The organism is Sandaracinobacteroides sp. A072, assembly GCF_052616365.1.
In genome coordinates, this window is record NZ_JBQXGU010000001.1 from 1,195,335 (window position 1) to 1,214,678 (window position 19,344).

Sequence of the window (19,344 nt, forward strand, 5' to 3'; positions counted from 1 at the left end):
GATCGATTTTTCATTGAAATCAAATTGAATTGATCGCCTTTGACGATTAAGTCCTGTGCATGATCTACCTGCCCACGATCAAGCAGCTCCAGTATCTCGTCAGCCTTCAGCGCCACCGCCATTTCGGAAAGGCGGCCGAGGCCTGCCATGTCACCCAGTCCACCCTGTCAGCGGGCCTGCGCGAACTCGAGACATTGCTGGGTGTCGTGCTGGTCGAGCGAAACCGGCGTGTCGTGCGCTTCACGCCGCTGGGGGATGCCATCGTCGAGCGCGCATGGCGGCTCCTGGCCGAAGCCGATGCAATCGTGGAACTGGCCCGCGCTGCGGGAAAGCCGCTTGCGGGCGATCTGCGGCTTGGCGTCATACCGACCATCGCGCCTTTCCTTCTGCCGTCCATCCTACCGATGCTGCGCGCAGAATGGCCGGAACTGAAACTCTTCCTGCGTGAGGAACAGTCCGGCCAGGCCTGCGAGGCGCTGGCCCATGGCCAGCTCGATTGCCTGCTGCTGGCGCTTCCCTATGATTGCGGCGAGGTGGAGACGGAGGTTCTTTTCGAAGACCCGATCCGCCTTGCCTTCCACGAACAGGACCTGCCCGATCCACCTAGCACCGTGGCGCCCGAGTGGATCGACGAATCCCGCCTGCTGCTGCTGGAGGATGGGCACTGCCTGAAGGATCATGCGCTCGCTGCCTGCAGCCGCGCCACCTTCAGGCCGGACCAGTCTGTCCTGGGCACCTCGCTGCATACGCTGGTGCAGATGGTGGAAAACCGGATCGGCATGACCCTGTTGCCGGAAATGGCGATAGAGGCCGGCATTCTGGGCAATACCCATGTCGAGACGCGACCGCTGGAAAGCCCTGATGCCCGCCGCACCATCGCCCTTGCCTGGCGGCCATCCAGCCCGCGGGCGGATGAATACCGGCTGTTCGCCCAGTCTCTCAGGAAAGCCTATGAGGCGCGGACGGCGTCACGCAAATCCCGGTAGAGGTCGGCTGCGGCCCATGGGGTCGCGCCCTTTTCGGCAGCGCGCACAAGCTCCACCATCCGGGCATTGGCCGGCGCCTTGCGATTGAGCCGCTGGGCAAGGCGGACCAGTTCGCCCTGCAGATAATCGATTTCGGTTATGCGGCCGCGCGCCAGGTCATCGGCCATGGAGGAGCGCGCATGCGGATCGACCCGCACCTTGCCGCCGCCTGACAGGGCCGAGACATAGCGGTAGAGCCTGTCGGGCAGGCGCAGGATCTGGGGCATGAGCTTCACCGGTATGGCGATTGCGTCGGCGGGCTCGATCCCGGCGGCCTTCAACAGCTTCAGCCCTTCTTCCATCTGCATGGCCCAGACACGACGGTAATCGCGCTGGCGAAGTTCGTTGGCGAGGCTGATGCCGGAAAGTGCATTTATTGCATTATTCAAGTTAATCAGCAATTTGCCCCATTGAATTGAAACAATATCTGAACTTTTTGCAATCGGAACCCCGGTGGCTTCGAAAAGCGGCTCGAAGGGGGCAAGGACGGCTGAATCCTCCACCACCAGCCCGCCGCCCGTGCCGCGATGAAAATGGGCAGGTCCGCGCTGCGCGACATTGAAGGGCACCATGCCGGCCAGCACGCGGTGCGCGGGCAGGGCGCTCCGCAGGACATCCGCATTGGAAACGCCATTCTGCAGCGAGATGATGAGCGCATCCGCCGGCGCATGGCGCGCTATGGCGGCTGCAGCCTCTGGCGTCGCCATGCTTTTCACCGTCACGAGGACGAGGTCTGCGCCGGCAAGCCCTTCGGGGCTGGGCGTGCATGTGAGCGCGGATGCCGGAACGCTGACGTCCATTCCCTCCGCATCGGTCACGCGAAGGCCATCCGCGAGAGGGGCGAGCATCGCTTCACGGCCGATCAGGGTGACGTCTGCGCTGCGCGCCAGCAGCCCGCCAAGGTAGATGCCGATGAGGCCCGCCCCGAATACTGCGATTTTTGTGCGTTCCCCTGCCATGGTTCCTCCCCTTTGCTGTTCCTGCTACACCCCAGATGCACCGAGGGAGACTGACATGAAAGCGCTTGTTTGTGTGGAGCACGGGCCACCAGAGAAACTGGTGGTGAAGGATCTGCCCATTCCCGAACCCGGCCCTGGCGAAGTTCGGATCGCCATGAAGGCGGCCGGAGTCAATTTCCCGGACGTTCTGATCATCCAGAACCTGTATCAGTTCAAGCCGCCGCTGCCCTTTTCCCCGGGCGGCGAGGCAGCCGGCATCGTCGATGCAGTTGGCGAAGGCGTGACCCGCTACAAGCCCGGTGACAAGGTCATTGCCATGATCGGCAACGGCGCCTTCCAGGAATATTTCCTCGCGAACGAGGCCCGCGTGCTCCCCATGGTGGGGGACATGCCGTTCGACGTGGCGGCTGGTTTCACCATGACCTATGGCACCTCGCACCATGCCCTGAAGCAGCGCGCGCAGCTGAAGCCGGGCGAAACCATGCTCGTACTGGGGGCAGCAGGCGGTGTAGGCCTCACGGCGGTCGAGCTTGGCAAGGTGATGGGCGCGCGCGTGATCGCCGCGGCGTCATCGGAAGACAAGCTGGAACTCTGCCGCAGCTACGGCGCCGACGCCACGATCAACTACGACAGGGAAGACCTGAAGCAGCGCGTGAAGGAGCTGACCGGCGGCAAGGGCGTCGATGTCGTCTATGATCCGGTGGGGGACCGCTATGCCGAACCGGCCTTCCGCTCGATCGCCTGGAATGGCCGCTATCTCGTCATCGGCTTTGCCGCCGGAGAGATCCCGAAGCTGCCGCTCAACCTGCCGCTCATCAAGGGCGCTTCGATCGTTGGTGTATTCTGGGGGGCCTTCACAGCCCAGGAACCGAAGCTTCATGCCGAGAACATGCAGGAAGTGATGCGCTGGTATGCCGAAGGCAAGCTGAAACCGCATGTGTCGGCCCATCTGCCACTGGAGCGCGGGGCAGAGGCAATCCGCATGCTGATGGACCGCAAGGCCAAGGGCAAGGTGATCCTGACCGTCTGACGGCCAGACCATCTGACCGGCAGACCGAAAGTGATGCTTGAGGGGTGGGGCAGGAATGCCTCGCCCCTTTTCTTATGTACGACCACCAAGACACTGATTATGAAAACAGAATAAATAGTTAACGGTTGACAGCAATGGCGACGGGCGGACCCCTGGCGGGCGACTGTCGATTATTGGTTAACTGTGGTAATTAACCATATTCTTCAATATTTTATAGATCGCTGTTCCAGCGTTCTGCTGCCCTGTCATCGCTGTCCCTGGCTTCCACCCAGCCGGTTTGCGTGCGCTTCCAGAAGGGTGCGCTGGTCTTGAGCCAGTCCATCAGGAAGCTGGCGGCCTCGAAGGCGGCGGCCCTGTGCTCGCTGGCAGTAATCACCAGAACGATCTGGTCGCCGACACTCAGACTGCCATGACGGTGTATGACGCACGCACCAATCAGCGGCCAGCGTTCACGCGCTGCCTGAAGAATGCTTTCCATCTGCTTTTCAGCCATGCCAGGATAATGTTCGAGTTCCAGCGGCTCATCCCGCACCTGACCCACGAAGCTGACTACAGCGCCAACATGCGGTCCAAGGGTGGAAATGGCGCCATGTTCCAATTTAATATCAAAGTCTTCTTCCTGAACCTTGATAGTAAACATGATTTCATCCGCCTGTGACGGGTGGGAAGATGGCCACTTCATCGCCCGGCTGCACGAGACTGTCTGGCGTCGCGAAATCCTTGTTGATGGCCGCGCGCAGCCTGTCGCGCCGTGAAAGCGCAAGGGCGTGACCTTCGCCAAGGGTGGCGAGGCGATCCATCAGCGCGGCAAGGGTTGCCGGTGCTTCAAGCGTCAGCTCTTCGCTGGCCTTGCCGATCTGCTCGCGCACCCACGCGAAGTAGAGAAGCCGGACCGTCACTGCTGCTCGCCTGCACTTCTATCCGTCATGTGGCGAAGCCCGACGCGCAGATAATCCCAGCCGGTCACCAGCGTGAGCAGGCCGGCGGCCCAGAGCGCGACGATGCCGACCGGAAGCGAGGGCAGGGCCGGCCACCAGTGGCTGCTGGCCGGCGCCAGGATGAGGGCGCCAAGGGACACCATCTGGAAGGTCGTCTTCCATTTGGCGAGCTGCGATACGGGAAGCGAGATGCGGGCGGTTGCGAGGAATTCGCGCAGGCCCGACACCGTGATTTCCCTGAGGATGATGACGAGCGCCGGAATGACATGCCAGCCGGCGATGAGGTCATTGTGGATCAGCATCACGATGACCGCGGCGACCATGATCTTGTCCGCCACCGGATCGAGGAAGACGCCCAGCCTGGACACGGTGCCCTTGGCCCGCGCGAGATAACCATCGAGGTAATCGGTCAGGCCGGCGATGCAGTAGAGGATGAAGGCAAGGGTGTAGCCCACCCAGCCCGCATTCCACATCAGCACCACGAACAGCGGGACGGCCAGTATGCGACTGAGCGTCAGCAGATTGGGGAGGCTGGACAGCATGGGCTTTCCTTAGGCAATCGGAAGGCCACGAACAACCACGTCGGCATCGGGCCGCAAGATCGCCCTTCCACCTTCAGTATAAAGAGGCATGGACAAGAGATGAATGTCAGTGAAGCCGTAGACAGCCGCCGTTCCGTTCGCGGGTTTCTTCCCAAGCCTGTCGACGGGGCGGTGATTCGCCGTGTTGTCGAAATGGCCGCCCGCTCGCCATCGGGCGGCAACATCCAGCCCTGGCACATTGATGTCGTCGGCGGTGAGCGGCTCGATGCGCTCAAGGCCATCATGGCAAAGCGCGTCGCCGAGCAGCCCGCCGGCGAGCCGACGGAATATGACATCTACCCAAAGGTGCTGAACGAGCCCTACACCAGCAACCGTTTCCAGGTTGGCGAGGATCTCTACGGGGCGCTCGGCATTCCGCGCGAGGACAAGATGGCCCGCCGGATGTGGTTTGCGCGCAACTTCCAGTTCTTCGGGGCGCCTGTCGCCCTGTTCTGCACGGTGGCGCGCACCATGGGCCCGCCGCAATGGTCCGATCTTGGCATGTATCTGCAGACCCTGATGCTGCTGCTGCGCGAGGAAGGCCTGGACAGCTGTGCGCAGGAATGCTGGGCGATCTACCCCGAGACGATCGGGAAGTTCCTCGATATTCCGGCCGAGCGCATGCTCTTCACCGGCATGGCCATCGGCTATGCGGACCCGGACGACAAGGCGAACCAGTTCCGCTCCCGTCGGCAGCCGCTGGAGGCTTTTGCCAGCTTCCACGGAATCTGACAGCAAGGGAGTGGCCAGCCGCGACGTTTCGCGGCTGGTCGCCTCGTCGGGGCGCATTGCCCGGCGGCAGGGACTTGTCTATGCCGGGCACCATGACCGGAAACGCCTCAGACCGCCCCGCTGCACCCGCCGTGGGCGACAGTGCGGGCGCGATGCGCGCCCGCAAGCCCGAGTGGCTGCGCGTGCGTGCGCCGACTTCGCCAGCCTATGCCGAAACGCGCAAGCTGATGCGGCGGCTTAAGCTGAACACCGTGTGCGAGGAAGCGGCCTGCCCGAACATTGGCGAGTGCTGGCAGCAGAAGCATGCCACGGTGATGATCCTTGGCGACACCTGCACGCGCGCCTGCGCCTTCTGCAATGTGAAGACCGGCATGCCCAATGCCGTGGATCCGCTGGAGCCAGCCCATGTCGCCGAAGCAGCGGCCGAGCTGGGGCTGGAGCATATCGTGATCACCTCCGTCGATCGCGACGACCTGCCCGATGGCGGCGCCGGCCAGTTCGTGAAGGTGATTGGCGAATTGCGCAAGCGCACGCCGCGCACCACCATCGAGATTCTGACACCCGATTTCCGCAACAAGGCGCATGAGGCCGTTGCCCGCATCGTCGATGCGCGGCCCGATGTCTACAACCACAATCTCGAGACTGTGCCGAGGCTCTACCCGACGATCCGGCCCGGCGCGCGCTACTATCATTCGCTGCGCCTTCTCGATCGCGTGAAGCAGCTCGATCCCACGATTTTCACCAAGTCCGGCCTGATGGTGGGGCTGGGCGAGACGAGGCACGAAATGCACCAGGTGATGGACGACATGCGCTCCGCCGATGTCGATTTCCTGACGATCGGCCAGTATCTTCAGCCGACGCCGCGCCATGCGAAGCTTGTGGAGTTCGTGGAGCCGGCGACCTTCCAGAGCTATGCCGCGATCGGGCGTGCCAAGGGATTCCTGCTGGTTGCTTCAAGCCCGCTCACACGATCGAGCTATCATGCCGGCGCGGATTTCGCGAAGCTGAAAGCCGCACGTGACGCACAGCATGGCCGCTCGCAGGAGGGGAAGGGCGAGGGTCTTGCCGCGTCATAGCGAAACCCGCGTCCTGCCCTGGACGCCGGAAGAGATGTTCGATCTGGTTGCCGATGTCCGCCGATACCCGGAGTTTCTGCCCTGGGTTGCGGCCGTGCGTGTACGCGAGAGCAGGGCGGACCTTATGATTGCCGACATGTCCGTCGGATTCAAAAGCTTGCGTGAGACCTTTACCAGCAGGGTCGGGCTATCGCGTCCGTCTCACATCGACGTGGATTATGTTTCCGGCCCGCTGAAGCATCTGCGCAACGACTGGCATTTTTTCCCGCATGAGAGTGGCGGGACGCGGGTTGAATTTTCCGTGGATTTCGAATTCAGATCCAAGCTTTTTGAAAAGCTTGCAGGCGCATTCTTCCATGAAGCCTTCAAGAGAATGGTCGCCAGTTTCGAGGCCCGGGCGATCAGGTTATATGGTGCGCGCGACGCAGTTGCAGAAGGCTGAACGCATGCATGCCAAGGGCATCCTTGCCCTGCTTTGGGCTTATTAATTATTGAATAATCTGTGGTAAATTACTGATTTAGATTGATTTATAATAAAGAAAAGAATTGGCGCAAATTGTGCGATCAAAAAGTTAATTTGTAGGTTTTTCAATCATTTGCGAGTTTTGTAAAATAGTTAATGCAAATGTGAACCCATGGCTCAGGGAAGAAGGAGTCTCAGGGCGACGAGGGCTGCTTGCCGACGGATTTCGGAACGGCCAAGATCGCCGAAATGATGCGTGTCGGCGACGACTGGTTCCTTTCCACTATCTTTGAGAGCGCGCGCAAAAACCACTGTTCCAACGGGTTTTTTGTCAGACCCTCCGGAGGGGCCTGCAACGCCGGATATGGCCACGGACACATCGGCGTCGCTGCGCGCAAGCGCGCCCTCCGCCATTGCCCAGGCAGTTGCTTCGGATACGGCGCCCAGTGTCGCCAGTATGTCTTCCGAAACCCCCAGCATCTCTATTTTGGCTTCGTTGGAATAAACGACAAAGGCGCGGTCCATCACATCGGACGCGCCGGCTATTTCGGTCAGCGCCGCCGAGACAAGGCCGCCGGTGCAGCTTTCGGCCGTCGTTATGCGACGTCCGGCGGCGCGGTTTTCCACGACCACGCGTTGCGCGAGTTCCGTCAGTTCGGTGTCGAAGCCCATTGGCCCGCTCCCTTTCATCGTCTGGTTCACGCGCTGGTTCCGTCGCCCCTGTACGGGCGCACCGGCGTTGGCGGCGGCAGGGCAGGAAGCCTCAGCGTCGCACATGCCTGTGCGGCCATTCCTTCCTTCCGCCCCGTGAAACCCAGGCGCTCGGTCGTGGTGGCCTTGACACTGAGCCTTGGCTGATGCGCCTCTAGCAGTCGTTCCAGCTCGGCAAGCATGGCTGGCCGGTGCGGGCCGATCCTGGGCGCTTCGCAGATGAGTGTGATGTCGCAGTGAATGATCCGCCCGCCAGCGGCTGAAACGAGCCCGGCGGCATGCGCAAGAAACTGGCCAGAACGCGCTCCCTTCCATTGCGGATCCGAGGGCGGGAAATGTGTGCCGATGTCGCCGGCGCCAAGTGCGCCCAATATCGCGTCCGTCAGGGCGTGCAACGCCACATCGGCATCGCTGTGACCGATAAGCCCGTGATCGTGCGGGATTTGCACGCCGCACAACCAGACATGATCGCCAGGCCCAAAGCGGTGCACATCATAGCCTGTGCCCGTCACCATGTCCCAGTCAAGGAAGCGGCCGGCACTGTCGAAGTCACCCGGTAGGGTCAGTTTCATGGCGCGCTCGTCCCCTTCCACAATCCGCACCGCATGGCCGGCGCGCCGCAGGATTTCGGCGTCATCCGTCGCGCCTTCGGCAGCTGCCCTGTGTGCCGTAATCAGGGGTTTGAAATGAAAGCCCTGGGGTGTCTGCACCCGCCACAGGCCATCGCGCGCGACCTCCTGCTCGATGACGCTTTCGCCGCGGCGCAGGCTGTCCACCACCGGCATGGCGGGGCAGGCGCCGGGGGCCACGGACAGGGCCGCGATGACACGGTCGATCATGTCGGCAGGCACGAGCGGCCTTGCAGCATCATGGACAAGGACATTGGCTGGCACAGGCCCGTCCGCTTCCAGCCTTTCCAGTTGCTCCAGGCCGCGCAGCACCGATTGCTGGCGGGTGTCGCCGCCAATGCAGATGGCGACATCGAGGCCCTGCAGTATCGCGTTTGCGTGCTCTTCCTCGCCTTCGGCAACCACGACCAGCACCGGGCCGATGCCGGGATGCCCGCACATTGCCTCCACGGCGTGACGCAGTACCGGCTTGCCTGCGAGCAATCGATACTGCTTCGGCAGCCCGCCGCCCGCGCGAACACCCTTGCCAGCCGCGACGACAATGGCCGCAGTGCATGCGGCTGCAGTGCCAGTGTCCGCTTTGGTGCGGGCAGTGTTGGGCGCAGTCATGGGGGTGCCCATAGTCGCTCTTGCCCTTGCCGAAAAGGGGCGGATCTCCTATGTCCGTGCCTCTTTTTTAGGCAATCCAATGATGCAACATACTTCTAATCAGCCTGGTTCGCATTCTGACCCGGCCCCGGTCGGTCCGATCCAGATCGGGCCCGTCCGCATCGACTCTCCGGTGATCCTGGCGCCCATGACAGGCGTGACGGACAGGCCGTTTCGAAAGCTGGTCAAGCATTTCGGCTGCGGACTGACGGTGACGGAAATGATTGCGTCCGAAGCCATGGTCCGGGAAACACGGCAATCCCTGCAGAAGGCCGAATGGGATCCTTGCGAAGAGCCTGTCTCGATGCAGCTTGCCGGGTGCGAACCGCGCGTGATGGCGGAAGCCGCACGCCTCAACGAGCAGCGGGGCGCTGCCATCATCGACATCAATATGGGCTGCCCGGTCAAGAAAGTGGTTAACGGACACGCCGGCTCGCATCTCATGCGGGATTTGAAGTTGGCGTCTCAGATTATTGAGGAAACAGTGAAAGCTGTTTCCGTTCCTGTTACGCTGAAAATGCGCATGGGCTGGTGCCATTCCAGTCTCAACGCGCCTGAGCTTGCGCGTATCGCCGAAGACCTTGGTGTCAGGATGATCACGGTTCATGGGCGCACCCGGAACCAGCTCTATTCAGGCACTGCGGACTGGACTTTCGTATCGAAGGTCAAGGCGGCCGTGTCCCTGCCGGTCATTGTCAATGGTGACATCTGCAGCCCGGAAGATGCCCGTGAGGCCCTTCGGCATTCAGGTGCTGATGGCGTGATGGTAGGGCGCGGCGCCTATGGCAAGCCATGGCTCCTTGCGCAGGTGATGGCGGATCTGGCTGGCGGGGGCGCCGTTTCCGCGCCCGATCTGCCGAGCCAGCGTGACATCGTGCTTGCCCATTATGAGGACATGCTCGACCTTTATGGCGGCCAGTCAGGCGTTGGAATCGCGCGGAAGCATCTTGGGTGGTATACCAAGGGCTTGCGCGGCTCTGCTGAATTCCGGAATAAGGTTAACCAGATTGCCGATGCCGGGCAGGTCGTGCGCATGGTCCGGGATTTCTACGATGCCCAGATCGACCGGATCGAGGATCATCATGAGGATCAGCATGAGGATCAGCATATCGATCGGGAAGCTGGCAATCTTCCGGCGGCTGCATGACGAAAGGGGCTGCTATTGGCAGTGCATCCGGGAGTGCGCCCCGGGAAGCAGGCCTGCCGCATCCCGCCGACGTCTGGAACGCCTTGCCGGCGCCGATGCTGCTCCTTGCCCCTGATGGCAGTGTTGCGCTCGCGAACAGTGCTGCGGAAACCTTTCTCAATATCAGCCAGGCCCAGCTCAGCGATAAGGGCTGGGAGCTTCTGTTTCCCGAGGACAGCCCGGTGCGCGCCCTCGTCCAGGATGCTGTCGAGAGTCGTACGGACATTGCGGCCTATGATCTGATGATCGAGTTTGTGGGCGGGCGGCGCGTTCGCGCCGACATACTCGTCGGACGTCTTCCCGACAGAGAGGGCTGGCTTGCAATCAGCTTCCAGCCGCGCGCCGTGACATCGATCGTCGATCGCCAGGTCGGGCAGCAGGGGGCGGCGCGTTCGGCTGTCGGTGTGGCCGCAATGCTGGCGCATGAAATCAAGAACCCGCTTTCCGGCATACGCGGAGCGGCGCAGTTGCTGGCCGATTCCACGGATGATGAGGGGCGTGAACTGACGAGCCTCATCGTGTCGGAGGTTGACCGCATCCGGGCGTTGATCGACCGTATGGAAGGCTTCACGGACACGCGGCCACGCATTTTTTCCCGTGAAAATATCCATTCTATTCTTGGGCATGTAAAAAAGATTTCAGAAACTGGTTTCGCAAAGGGTGTGCAGTTCCGCGAGCGCTACGATCCTTCCCTTCCGCCGATATCCTGCGACCGTGACGCATTGGTCCAGGCCTTTCTGAATCTTGTGAAGAATGCGTCTGAAGCTTCTAAAAACAATGGAGTCATAACGTTAACGACTGCATTCAGGCATGGTCTTCGCGTCCGTTCTTCCGGCAGCGGTGCCCGTGTTTCGCTTCCGCTTGAAGTGTGCGTGATCGATGAAGGCCCTGGCGCACCACCGGGGATCGTGGACCATCTGTTCGACCCCTTTGTCAGCGCGCGCGAGGGCGGCACCGGGCTGGGGCTTGCACTGGTTGCGAAGATCATTGGCGATCATGGTGGCGTTGTTGAATATGACCGGCAGGATGGGCGCACGATCATGCGCGTGCTGCTGCCACTTGCAGCGGAGGAATGATGATCGGTCCTGCAGAGATCCCGGCAACAATTCTTGTTGTCGATGATGACGCGGGCATCCGCACCGTTGTTCGTCAGGCGCTTATGCGTGCGGGCCACCTCGTTCGCGCCACGGACAGTGCGGCCGGCCTCTGGAAGCTGATCGAAGAGGGGGTCGGCGATGTGCTCATCACCGATGTTCTTCTCCCCGATGCCAACGGGCTCGATCTCATCCCGGCCATCACGGCGCGCCGCCCCGGCCTGCCCGTGATCGTGATGAGCGCCCAGAACACGCTTTCGACGGCCGTTCGCGCGACTGAGAAAGGTGCCTTTGATTATCTTCCAAAGCCGTTTGATCTCAATGAGCTGACGAAGACAGTTCAGAGTGCGATTGAAGGTCTTAGGGTGGATGCGCCCGCGCCCGAGGCGCCGGGGCAGGGCGAGGCCCTGCCGATGATCGGCCGATCATCTGCGATGCAGGATGTCTACCGGACGATTGCCCGCGTCGTGCCGACGGACCTGACAGTCATGGTGTTGGGAGAAAGCGGCACCGGCAAGGAACTGGTAGCCCGTGCGCTGCATGACCTGGGGCCTCGCCGTTCAGGCCCGTTCGTTGCCATCAACATGGCCGCCATTCCGCGCGAACTCATTGAAAGCGAGCTGTTCGGCCATGAACGCGGCGCGTTTACGGGCGCCGCCACCCGGTCCACCGGCCGGTTCGAACAGGCGCAGGGCGGAACCCTGTTCCTTGATGAAATCGGCGACATGCCCATGGATGCGCAAACCCGCCTTCTGCGTGTGCTGCAGTCGGGTGAGTTCACGACCGTCGGCGGAACCCGATCGCAGAAGGCCGATGTTCGCATCGTTGCCGCCACGCACAAGGATCTGCGACGGCTGATCGATGCGGGCCAGTTTCGCGAAGACCTTTATTACCGCCTGAATGTCGTTCCCGTCAGGCTTCCGCCGCTGCGGGCGCGGCGGGAGGACATACCCGAACTTGCGCGCCATTTTCTGGAACGGGCCGCAGCCGAAGGCCTGCCGCGCAAGAGCCTGGATCCTGGCGCCATCGCCTGGCTCAAGGAGCAGCCCTGGCCCGGCAATGTCCGCGAGCTCGAAAATGCCATGCGCCGCCTTGCGGCCCTTGCGCGTGACGAGGTGGTGAGCGCCGCAGTCGCCGAACTGTGGATTGCGCGCGTGGACGATGCTGGTGGGCAGGGCAGCCTGCCTGCGGACGGCACGGGGCCTGCAGCGCACGGCGACATGCTTGCTGGCAGTTTTGAGGCGCTTGTCGGCCAATGGATGCAGCGCCATCTTGTCCAGGTGGATACCATGCCCGATGACGGTCTTTATGACAGGCTGCTGGAAGAATTCGAGCGCCCCCTGCTTGAGGCAGCCATGATCCTGACCCGGGGAAACCAGCTGAAGGCGGCGAAGCTTCTGGGGCTCAACCGCAACACCTTGCGCAAGAAACTGACGGATCGGGGTGTGGAGGCGGATACGGGACGCGGCCGCGCCTGAGCGGCGATGGGGAGTCGCCCGTTCGCCACGCTTTGGTGCCATACTGTGTTCCTTTTGCCACGGAATTTTGCTAGCCATGCATCGGCATGGCAGACAGGCTGACATTCCCGCGCAACCGTGTCGCTCTTGGCTGGCGACTGGCGCGCAGGCGTTTTGGCCGCTGGGCTGCCAGTCCGGATCGTTTTCCGGGCCTCGAGATCGGCTTCGCCGCCATCGCGCTCATCATCGGCCTGGCGTCCTACGCAGTCCTGACCGGGCAGCGCGCCCCGGCCGAGGGGTTCTCGCCGCAGCTCGTGACGATCCTGCTGCTTGCGAATATGGTGCCGCTTCTGGCGCTGCTCCTGCTTATTGCCAGGCGTGTCGCGATCCTGATCGCCAATCGCCGCGCGCGACGTGCCGGCGCCCAGCTGCATGTCAGGCTGGTGGCGCTCTTCGCGGCGCTGGCAGCCGCCCCCAGCATTCTCGTGGTCATTTTCGCCTCGCTTCTGTTCCAGTTCGGCGTGCAATTCTGGTTTTCCGATCGCGCGCGCACCGTGCTCGACAATGCCGACCGCGTGGCGCAGGCCTATGTGGAAGAGAACAAGTCCCGCATTCTGGATGACATCATCGCCATGGGGCGGGATGTCTCGAATTATTCCATGGATTTCGGGATCGCGTCGCAATCTTTCCGGGATGGCCTCGCATTCCAGGTGGCGGCGCGCAATCTTTCCGAGGCAGCCGTCCTGAAGCCGGGGGCTGAACAGCCTGAGATCCTGGCGGAAACCAGCATCGATGGTGCCCCCGTGCGCTTGCGCGACATGAAGATCGACTATGCGACAATTCCGCAGGGCGAGGCCGTTGTCATTGCCTCCGCCCGCGATCGGGTGGAATCAGTGGTGCGGCTGAGCGTTGACGAGCCGCTTTTCATTTATGTGAGCCGCAGGGTCGAGCCGCGCGTGCTGGAGCAGGTGGCCCGCACCCAGGCAGCGCTTTCGGATTACAAGGACCTGACAGAGCGCTCGCGTGCCTTGCAGTGGCGTTTCAACCTCATCCTCCTTGCCGTGGCGCTGCTTGTCGTGGCAACGGCCATCTGGTTCGCCATCCTTCTGGCGTCGCGCATCGTCTCGCCCATCGGGGCGCTGGCCGAAGCGGCGGAGCGTGTGGGCGAGGGCGATCTCGACGCCCGCGTCAACCCGCAAGGGGCAGGCGACGAAATCGCGGATCTTGCCCGCAGCTTCAACCGCATGACCAGCCAGCTCAAGGCGCAGAAGGAAGAGCTGACCCGCGCCAGCCGACAGTCGGCCCAGCGCCGGCGCTTCATCGAGGCGGTGCTGTCGGGCGTTTCAGCCGGCGTTCTTTCGATCAATGCCGATGGTGTCATCCAGCTGGCGAACGACAGTGCCGAAGCGCTTCTCGACTGCGGGCCACAGGGGCTTGCCGGCCGCAGGCTGGAGGATGCCGTGCCGGAATTCGCCGATCTTCTGGAGACGGCGCGCAGGGAAGGGATTGCGGGCGCCGAAGTGCGGCGCGCCCGTCCGCATGGCCGGGCCGGCTCGGAAACGCAGACGCTTGCCGTTCGCCTGACCGCGGATGCCGGGCAGGCGCGCAACTACATCCTGACCTTCGACGACATTTCCCAGCAACTGGCTGACCAGCGCCGCGCGGCATGGTCGGATGTGGCGCGACGTATTGCTCATGAAATCAAGAATCCTTTAACACCTATAGTGCTTTCTGCCGAGAGGCTTAAACGGCGCTTCAAGCCTTCGGAAGATGCCGACCGCAAGCTCTTTCTCGATCTCACGGACACGATCATCAGGCAGGTCGGCGACTTGCGGCGAATGGTTGATGAGTTTTCCGCATTCGCCCGCATGCCGGTTCCGAGCTTCAGCGAGGAAGACATTGGAGAGATTGCGAAACAGTCAGTTTTTCTGATGGAAGTCGCCAACCCGGACATTCACTTCCGGCTTGTCGTTCCGGAGGCGCTGCCCCCCTTTGTGTGTGATCGAAGGCAGATAGCGCAGGTGTTCACAAACATATTGAAAAATGCCTCGGAATCTATTCATTCTAAAAATGAAAATGTGGAACCTGAGGTTCTGACAAGAATTTCCCTCAATGACGGTGCGCTGCTGATCGAAGTGTCCGACACAGGTGTCGGCGTTCCCGGGCAGCTGCGTGACCGCCTGTTCGAGCCTTATGTGACCACGCGCGAGCGTGGCACGGGGCTCGGGCTCGCAATCGTCAAGCGCATTGTCGAGGACCATCGCGGCCGGCTCGACATCCGCAACAGGCCCGAGGGTGGCGCTGTCCTGTCCATCGAGTTCGACATGACAGCGAACCACGCGCTTCTTTCCACTCCCGGCGCCCATGATGATCTGGAACAGGTGAACAGCTGATGCCTCTCGATATTCTGGTTGTTGATGATGAAGCCGATATCCGCGCCCTGATTGCCGGCGTGCTCGAAGACGAAGGCTACCAGCCGCGAACCGCCGCAGACAGCGACGAGGCGCTTGCCGCCATTGCCGAGCGACGGCCGGCGCTTCTCATCCTCGATATCTGGCTGCAGGGCTCGCGCCTCGATGGCCTGGAGCTTCTGGACAAGGTCAAGGAAAAGGACCCCGGGCTCCCGGTCCTCATCATCTCGGGCCATGGCAATCTCGATACCGCCGTGTCCGCCATCAAGCGCGGCGCATGGGATTTCATCGAGAAACCCTTCCAGGCGGACCAGCTTCTCATGGCTGTCGCCCGCGCGACCGAGACCGAGCGCCTGCGCCGGGAAGTGGATGAACTGCGAAGCCTGGTGGGCATGGAGAATGAACTCACCGGGTCCAGCCAGCAGATCAATACCGTCCGCGCCACCATCAAGCGCGTCGGGGCCACAGGCAGCCGGGTCCTGATCCAGGGGCCGGCCGGCTCGGGCAAGGAGGTTGCCGCCCGGCTGCTGCACAACTGGTCGAACCGGGCGGAGAGGCCCTTCGTGGTGGTTGCCGCCGCGCGCATGGAGCCCGAGCGGGTGGAAGAGGAGCTTTTCGGGGAAGAGCAGGGCGGCGACCTCATTCGCCCCGGATTGCTCGAGGTCGCCAATGGCGGCACGCTCTTCATCGACGAGGTGGCGGACATGCCCCTGACGACACAGGCGAAGATCCTGCGTGTGCTGACCGACCAGAGTTTCCAGCGTGTGGGTGGCACCCGGTCGATCAAGGTCGATGTGCGGGTGGTGTCTGCCACCGCACGCGATCTTGCCGTGGAAATTCAGGCAGGCCGCTTCCGCGAAGACCTCTATTACAGGTTGAACGTGGTGCCGGTGCGCCTGCCCCCCCTTGCAGAGCGCCGGGAAGACATACCGTTCCTTGCCGAATATTTCCTTGCCCGCCTTGCCGGGGAACGGCGGGTGAAGACACCGCAGATAAGCCCCGATGCGATGGCCGCCCTTCAGGCCTTTTCCTGGCCCGGAAACGTGCGCCAGCTTCGCAACATCGTGGAGCGGACTCTAATTCTGGCGCCCGCCAACAGCACGGTTCGGATCGAACTGGAGCATCTGCCCCCGGAACTGACGGCCGAGCCGACGCGCCTGGTGCCCGACCATGCAGCGAAATCGATCATGGGAACGCCCTTGCGGGAAGCGCGTGAAGCATTCGAACGCGAGTATCTGAAAGTGCAGATCCGCCGCTTTTCAGGCAATATCAGCCGCACTGCGACTTTCATTGGCATGGAGCGCTCGGCGCTTCACCGCAAGCTGAAGGCCCTGGGCATAACGGAAAGCGAGCGCGAGGATGGCGATTCCGGTAATCAGTAATGACTGGCAATGACGCTGGCCGGAATATTCCCTTCCTTCATTTATTTGCATGGTTGTGAACTGCCGGGTCAGTGCCTACATTCGCCGCCAGTCGGGCCATCTTGGCCCGTCGGCCGACGCCGGGCAACGGCGCGGGTGCGGGCGCCACTGCCCGCCAAGACCGGAAAGGTGAAGGGAATGTCAGACAAATCGAAGGGCAGCGACAAGGCGAATAATCTTCAGGATGTGTTTCTGAACGCCGTTCGCAAACAGAAAATCCCTGTCACCATGTTCCTTGTGAATGGCGTGAAACTTCAGGGTGTCATTACCTGGTTTGACAATTTCTCCGTTCTCCTCCGCAGGGACGGACATTCGCAGCTTGTTTACAAGCATGCGATCTCGACTGTGATGCCGGCAGCGCCGGTGCAGCTCTTCGAGGCAGAGCGCACGGACGACGAGGATTGAGCAACGTGACTGGCCCCGCGCGCGGCTTCGATCAGGCGCGGGGCACCAGCTTTGGCGCGCCTGCCATCGTGGTGCATCCGCTGATCGCGCGCGGTTCGGCTGATGCCCGGCGTTCGCCGGAAGCCAAGCTTGAAGAGATCAGCGGGCTCGCCGAGGCCATTCGTCTCGATGTTCGAGATGCAGTGATCGTGAAGCTTCGGGCCCTGAGCCCGGCCACCTTGCTGGGGAAGGGCCAGCTCGAGCGACTGGCGGCCGACGTTCAGGCGCATGGTGCGGAGGTGGTGGTTATCGATGCCGCCATCACGCCTGTACAGCAGAAGAATCTCGAAACAGGGCTGAAAGCCAAGGTCATTGACCGAACCGGTCTCATTCTCGAGATTTTCGGTGAGCGCGCCGCCACGGCCGAAGGTCGCCTGCAGGTTGAACTGGCGCATCTTGAATATCAGGCTGGCCGGCTTGTGCGCAGCTGGACCCACCTCGAGCGACAGCGTGGCGGCTTCGGCTTTCTGGGCGGTCCGGGCGAAACCCAGATCGAGACGGACCGGCGCCTCCTGCGGGACCGGATTGCCCGGTTGAAGAAAGAGTTGGAATCCGTCCGCAGAACCCGCAGCCTGCACAGGGCGCGCCGGCAACGTGCACCACACCCCGTGATTGCCCTCGTCGGTTACACCAATGCCGGGAAATCCACACTTTTCAACCGGCTGACTGGAGCCGAGGTGCTGGCGAAGGATCTGCTGTTCGCAACACTCGATCCGACGATGCGGGCGATTCGCCTGCCGGGGCATGACAAGGTGATCCTGTCCGACACGGTCGGCTTCGTTTCGGACCTGCCGACCGAGCTGGTGGCAGCCTTCCGCGCAACCCTTGAGGAAGTCACGGAAGCCGACCTCATCGTTCATGTGCGCGATCTCGCGCACCCTGACACCGAGGCGCAGGCGGCTGATGTGCATGCCGTGCTCGACGGACTTGACGTGCTGGAAGGCGAGGGCAGGGTGCCGATTCTGGAAGTCCTCAACAAGGCCGATCTGCTGGACCCTGAACGCCGCGATGAGGAAGCGGAGCGCGCCGCACGGCAGAAGGATGTCGTTCTGGTCTCAGCTCTGACTGGTGAGGGAATAGACAGGCTGAAGACGATATTGTCGGAAAGGCTTTCGGCGCCCACCATGCTCGAGACGATCAGCCTGCACCCGTCGGACGGCCAGCGTCTTGCCTGGCTTTACGCCAATGGCGAGGTGGTTTCGCGAGCCGAGGAAGATGGCATGATCCGCCTGAAGGTGCGGCTGACGGAAAAGGCGGGCGCGAAATTCAGGACACTCTGATCCTTCCTTTCTCAGCGCCCCAGAGTCCCTTCCTTCGCCTGCCGCCATAGGGCTTCCTTCTCGTCTGTATCCATGTCGAGGAAACCGGGCTGATTTTCGATAAGCCGGAATCGGCCTTCAAATTTCCGGTTGGCGGCACGAAGGGCGGCTTCAGGGTCGATTCCCTGTTTTCGCAGATAGTTGGCGACGGAGAAAAGCAGGTCGCCTGCTTCCTCGATTCGATGCTCCTGCGTGCGCGCCGTTTCCAGTTCTTCCAGCTCTTCCAGGATCTTGGCCCTGGGGCCGCTGGCATCGGGCCAGTCGAAACCGCCACGTGCCGCGCGCTTGCCGATCTTGTCCGCACGGGTGAGGGCGGGCAGGGCGAGGGCTATGCCATCCAGCTGCGATTCCCGGTGCTTTTCACGTGCCTTTATATTCTCCCAATTCGCCTTAACTTCCTCGGCGCATAGGGGAATGGCATGCGGCCCGAAGATATGGGGATGCCGGCGCTCCATCTTTTCGCAGATGCTGCGGGCAACATCGGACAACGTGAAATGTCCTGCCTCTTCAGCCATGCGCGCATGGAAAACCACCTGGAGCAGCAGGTCTCCCAGTTCTTCGCACAGATCGGCCATTTCGCCGCGCTCGATGGCGTCAGCCACCTCGTACGCCTCTTCCAGCGTGTAGGGCGCGATGGTGTCGAATGTCTGTGCGCGGTCCCAGCTGCAGCCATCGGGGCCCCGCAGGCGAGCCATGATCGCGTGGAGACGCATCAGCTCTGCCCCCGTGTCGGGCTGGGTGTCGGGCTGGGTGTCGGGGTCATTTATCATAAAGCGTATCTCCCATGTGCAGGCTTGCGTCTCAAGAGCGTGGGCGCCTTAAGAGCAAGGATCGCTACGTCGCCTGTCAGGCATGTCGCAGGAAGGGACTGAAAAGGGGGCAGAGAGGCGCAACGAGCGCTTTTTTCAGAACCGTGAACATTTTTTGAAAATAGCTGTTGACGGCCCCCGACGAGATCGCCATAAGCCGCCTCCACAGCGACGCTGCTTCGCTGAACTGCCCCAAACGGCGAGTTCACGAAGCAGAGTTGATCCTCAACAGACCGAAAGGTTTGGCCGGTAAAAAAACCGGCGGGGTGCCTGTGACGCTTTTTCTCATTGTTGGTTTATATGAAGGGACATGTGGACGGCGGTGCCACGATCTGGGTTTTCGAGGCTCGGATTTGTGTTACTTAAGTTCGTCTATATGTCCTGACGCATACGCTTGTGGGGGCTGGTCAT

The 19,344-nt window shown here is 62.0% G+C and carries 18 protein-coding genes and 1 pseudogene; 12 read left to right on the forward strand and 7 right to left on the reverse strand.

Going from position 1 to position 19,344, the window contains the following annotated elements:
• Positions 1-59: 59 nt before the first annotated feature.
• The gene (locus ACUJ46_RS05860; protein ID WP_445389480.1) at positions 60-986 is read left to right on the forward strand and encodes a LysR substrate-binding domain-containing protein; all 927 of its coding nucleotides are present in this window, start codon (positions 60-62) and stop codon (positions 984-986) included.
• On the opposite strand, the gene ACUJ46_RS05865 is transcribed toward ACUJ46_RS05860, so the two are convergent.
• Positions 950-1,984: a 2-dehydropantoate 2-reductase gene (locus ACUJ46_RS05865; RefSeq protein ID WP_445389481.1), complete on the reverse strand. Its 1,035-nt coding sequence runs from the start codon at positions 1,982-1,984 to the stop codon at positions 950-952. The two genes, ACUJ46_RS05860 and ACUJ46_RS05865, sit on opposite strands and share 37 nt — an antisense overlap.
• A 55-nt stretch (positions 1,985-2,039) precedes the next feature.
• Here ACUJ46_RS05865 and ACUJ46_RS05870 point away from each other — a divergent pair, with 55 nt between their 5' ends.
• A complete protein-coding gene (locus ACUJ46_RS05870; protein ID WP_445389482.1) occupies positions 2,040-3,014 on the forward strand; it encodes an NADPH:quinone oxidoreductase family protein in 975 nt (324 codons plus the stop codon).
• A gap of 211 nt (positions 3,015-3,225) precedes the next feature.
• On the opposite strand, the gene ACUJ46_RS05875 is transcribed toward ACUJ46_RS05870, so the two are convergent.
• Genes ACUJ46_RS05875 through pgsA form a run of 3 tightly spaced genes read right to left on the reverse strand, consistent with a single transcriptional unit; the run spans position 3,226 to position 4,491 of the window.
• A complete protein-coding gene (locus ACUJ46_RS05875; RefSeq protein ID WP_445389483.1) occupies positions 3,226-3,654 on the reverse strand; it encodes a molybdenum cofactor biosynthesis protein MoaE in 429 nt (142 codons plus the stop codon).
• A gap of 4 nt (positions 3,655-3,658) precedes the next feature.
• Positions 3,659-3,913 carry a molybdopterin converting factor subunit 1 gene (gene moaD, locus ACUJ46_RS05880; protein ID WP_445389484.1) on the reverse strand — a complete coding sequence of 85 codons (255 nt, stop codon included), beginning with the start codon at positions 3,911-3,913 and terminating at the stop codon, positions 3,659-3,661.
• A complete protein-coding gene (pgsA, locus tag ACUJ46_RS05885; RefSeq protein WP_445389550.1) occupies positions 3,910-4,491 on the reverse strand; it encodes a CDP-diacylglycerol--glycerol-3-phosphate 3-phosphatidyltransferase in 582 nt (193 codons plus the stop codon). The genes moaD and pgsA overlap by 4 nt, the downstream gene beginning before the upstream one ends.
• Before the next feature lie 102 nt (positions 4,492-4,593).
• Here pgsA and ACUJ46_RS05890 point away from each other — a divergent pair, with 102 nt between their 5' ends.
• From ACUJ46_RS05890 to ACUJ46_RS05900, 3 genes are all read left to right on the forward strand, one after another.
• Positions 4,594-5,265: a nitroreductase gene (locus ACUJ46_RS05890; protein ID WP_445389485.1), complete on the forward strand. Its 672-nt coding sequence runs from the start codon at positions 4,594-4,596 to the stop codon at positions 5,263-5,265.
• A gap of 152 nt (positions 5,266-5,417) precedes the next feature.
• Entirely contained in the window at positions 5,418-6,341 is a 924-nt protein-coding gene (gene lipA / locus ACUJ46_RS05895) for a lipoyl synthase (protein ID WP_445389551.1), read from the forward strand.
• Positions 6,328-6,783, forward strand: coding sequence for a type II toxin-antitoxin system RatA family toxin (locus ACUJ46_RS05900; RefSeq protein WP_445389486.1), 456 nt, complete (start codon positions 6,328-6,330; stop codon positions 6,781-6,783). Before lipA ends, ACUJ46_RS05900 begins: the two co-directional genes overlap by 14 nt.
• Positions 6,784-6,981: 198 nt before the next feature.
• Here ACUJ46_RS05900 and ACUJ46_RS05905 read toward each other — a convergent pair whose 3' ends face one another.
• Both ACUJ46_RS05905 and ACUJ46_RS05910 read right to left on the reverse strand, forming a co-directional pair.
• The gene (locus ACUJ46_RS05905) at positions 6,982-7,476 is read right to left on the reverse strand and encodes a CinA family protein (protein WP_445389487.1); all 495 of its coding nucleotides are present in this window, start codon (positions 7,474-7,476) and stop codon (positions 6,982-6,984) included.
• A 26-nt stretch (positions 7,477-7,502) separates the two neighbouring features.
• Positions 7,503-8,753: a bifunctional 2-C-methyl-D-erythritol 4-phosphate cytidylyltransferase/2-C-methyl-D-erythritol 2,4-cyclodiphosphate synthase gene (locus ACUJ46_RS05910; RefSeq protein ID WP_445389488.1), complete on the reverse strand. Its 1,251-nt coding sequence runs from the start codon at positions 8,751-8,753 to the stop codon at positions 7,503-7,505.
• Positions 8,754-8,835: 82 nt separating this feature from the next.
• On the opposite strand from ACUJ46_RS05910, the gene dusB reads away from it, so the two are divergent.
• The 7 genes and pseudogenes from dusB to hflX all read left to right on the forward strand — a co-directional run bounded on the left by dusB (position 8,836) and on the right by hflX (position 18,085).
• Complete coding sequence (gene dusB, locus ACUJ46_RS05915) at positions 8,836-9,939, forward strand: tRNA dihydrouridine synthase DusB (protein ID WP_445389552.1); 1,104 nt, start codon at positions 8,836-8,838, stop codon at positions 9,937-9,939.
• A complete protein-coding gene (locus tag ACUJ46_RS05920) occupies positions 9,936-11,054 on the forward strand; it encodes a two-component system sensor histidine kinase NtrB (protein ID WP_445389489.1) in 1,119 nt (372 codons plus the stop codon). The genes dusB and ACUJ46_RS05920 overlap by 4 nt, the downstream gene beginning before the upstream one ends.
• Entirely contained in the window at positions 11,054-12,550 is a 1,497-nt protein-coding gene (gene ntrC, locus ACUJ46_RS05925; protein ID WP_445389490.1) for a nitrogen regulation protein NR(I), read from the forward strand. Before ACUJ46_RS05920 ends, ntrC begins: the two co-directional genes overlap by 1 nt.
• A gap of 86 nt (positions 12,551-12,636) precedes the next feature.
• Positions 12,637-14,922: an ATP-binding protein gene (locus tag ACUJ46_RS05930; protein ID WP_445389491.1), complete on the forward strand. Its 2,286-nt coding sequence runs from the start codon at positions 12,637-12,639 to the stop codon at positions 14,920-14,922.
• A complete protein-coding gene (gene ntrX, locus ACUJ46_RS05935) occupies positions 14,922-16,322 on the forward strand; it encodes a nitrogen assimilation response regulator NtrX (RefSeq protein ID WP_445389492.1) in 1,401 nt (466 codons plus the stop codon). Before ACUJ46_RS05930 ends, ntrX begins: the two co-directional genes overlap by 1 nt.
• Positions 16,323-16,499: 177 nt before the next feature.
• Positions 16,500-16,757 (forward strand): annotated as a pseudogene (gene hfq / locus ACUJ46_RS05940) (RNA chaperone Hfq); the annotation flags it as partial.
• A gap of 5 nt (positions 16,758-16,762) precedes the next feature.
• Positions 16,763-18,085 carry a GTPase HflX gene (gene hflX / locus ACUJ46_RS05945; RefSeq protein WP_445389493.1) on the forward strand — a complete coding sequence of 441 codons (1,323 nt, stop codon included), beginning with the start codon at positions 16,763-16,765 and terminating at the stop codon, positions 18,083-18,085.
• A gap of 11 nt (positions 18,086-18,096) precedes the next feature.
• Here hflX and mazG read toward each other — a convergent pair whose 3' ends face one another.
• Entirely contained in the window at positions 18,097-18,894 is a 798-nt protein-coding gene (mazG, locus tag ACUJ46_RS05950) for a nucleoside triphosphate pyrophosphohydrolase (RefSeq protein WP_445389494.1), read from the reverse strand.
• Positions 18,895-19,344: the final 450 nt, after the last annotated feature.

Bases quoted from the DNA above. Each gene is read 5' to 3' on its own strand.
- ACUJ46_RS05860 (WP_445389480.1), top strand. From the start codon at position 60: ATGATCTACCTGCCCACGATCAAGCAGCTCCAGTATCTCGTCAGCCTT.
- ACUJ46_RS05865 (WP_445389481.1), bottom strand. From the start codon at position 1,984: ATGGCAGGGGAACGCACAAAAATCGCAGTATTCGGGGCGGGCCTCATC.
- ACUJ46_RS05870 (WP_445389482.1), top strand. From the start codon at position 2,040: ATGAAAGCGCTTGTTTGTGTGGAGCACGGGCCACCAGAGAAACTGGTG.
- ACUJ46_RS05875 (WP_445389483.1), bottom strand. From the start codon at position 3,654: ATGTTTACTATCAAGGTTCAGGAAGAAGACTTTGATATTAAATTGGAA.
- ACUJ46_RS05890 (WP_445389485.1), top strand. From the start codon at position 4,594: ATGAATGTCAGTGAAGCCGTAGACAGCCGCCGTTCCGTTCGCGGGTTT.
- lipA (WP_445389551.1), top strand. From the start codon at position 5,418: ATGCGCGCCCGCAAGCCCGAGTGGCTGCGCGTGCGTGCGCCGACTTCG.
- ACUJ46_RS05905 (WP_445389487.1), bottom strand. From the start codon at position 7,476: ATGGGCTTCGACACCGAACTGACGGAACTCGCGCAACGCGTGGTCGTG.
- ACUJ46_RS05910 (WP_445389488.1), bottom strand. From the start codon at position 8,753: ATGACTGCGCCCAACACTGCCCGCACCAAAGCGGACACTGGCACTGCA.
- dusB (WP_445389552.1), top strand. From the start codon at position 8,836: ATGCAACATACTTCTAATCAGCCTGGTTCGCATTCTGACCCGGCCCCG.
- ACUJ46_RS05920 (WP_445389489.1), top strand. From the start codon at position 9,936: ATGACGAAAGGGGCTGCTATTGGCAGTGCATCCGGGAGTGCGCCCCGG.
- ntrC (WP_445389490.1), top strand. From the start codon at position 11,054: ATGATCGGTCCTGCAGAGATCCCGGCAACAATTCTTGTTGTCGATGAT.
- ACUJ46_RS05930 (WP_445389491.1), top strand. From the start codon at position 12,637: ATGGCAGACAGGCTGACATTCCCGCGCAACCGTGTCGCTCTTGGCTGG.
- ntrX (WP_445389492.1), top strand. From the start codon at position 14,922: ATGCCTCTCGATATTCTGGTTGTTGATGATGAAGCCGATATCCGCGCC.
- mazG (WP_445389494.1), bottom strand. From the start codon at position 18,894: ATGATAAATGACCCCGACACCCAGCCCGACACCCAGCCCGACACGGGG.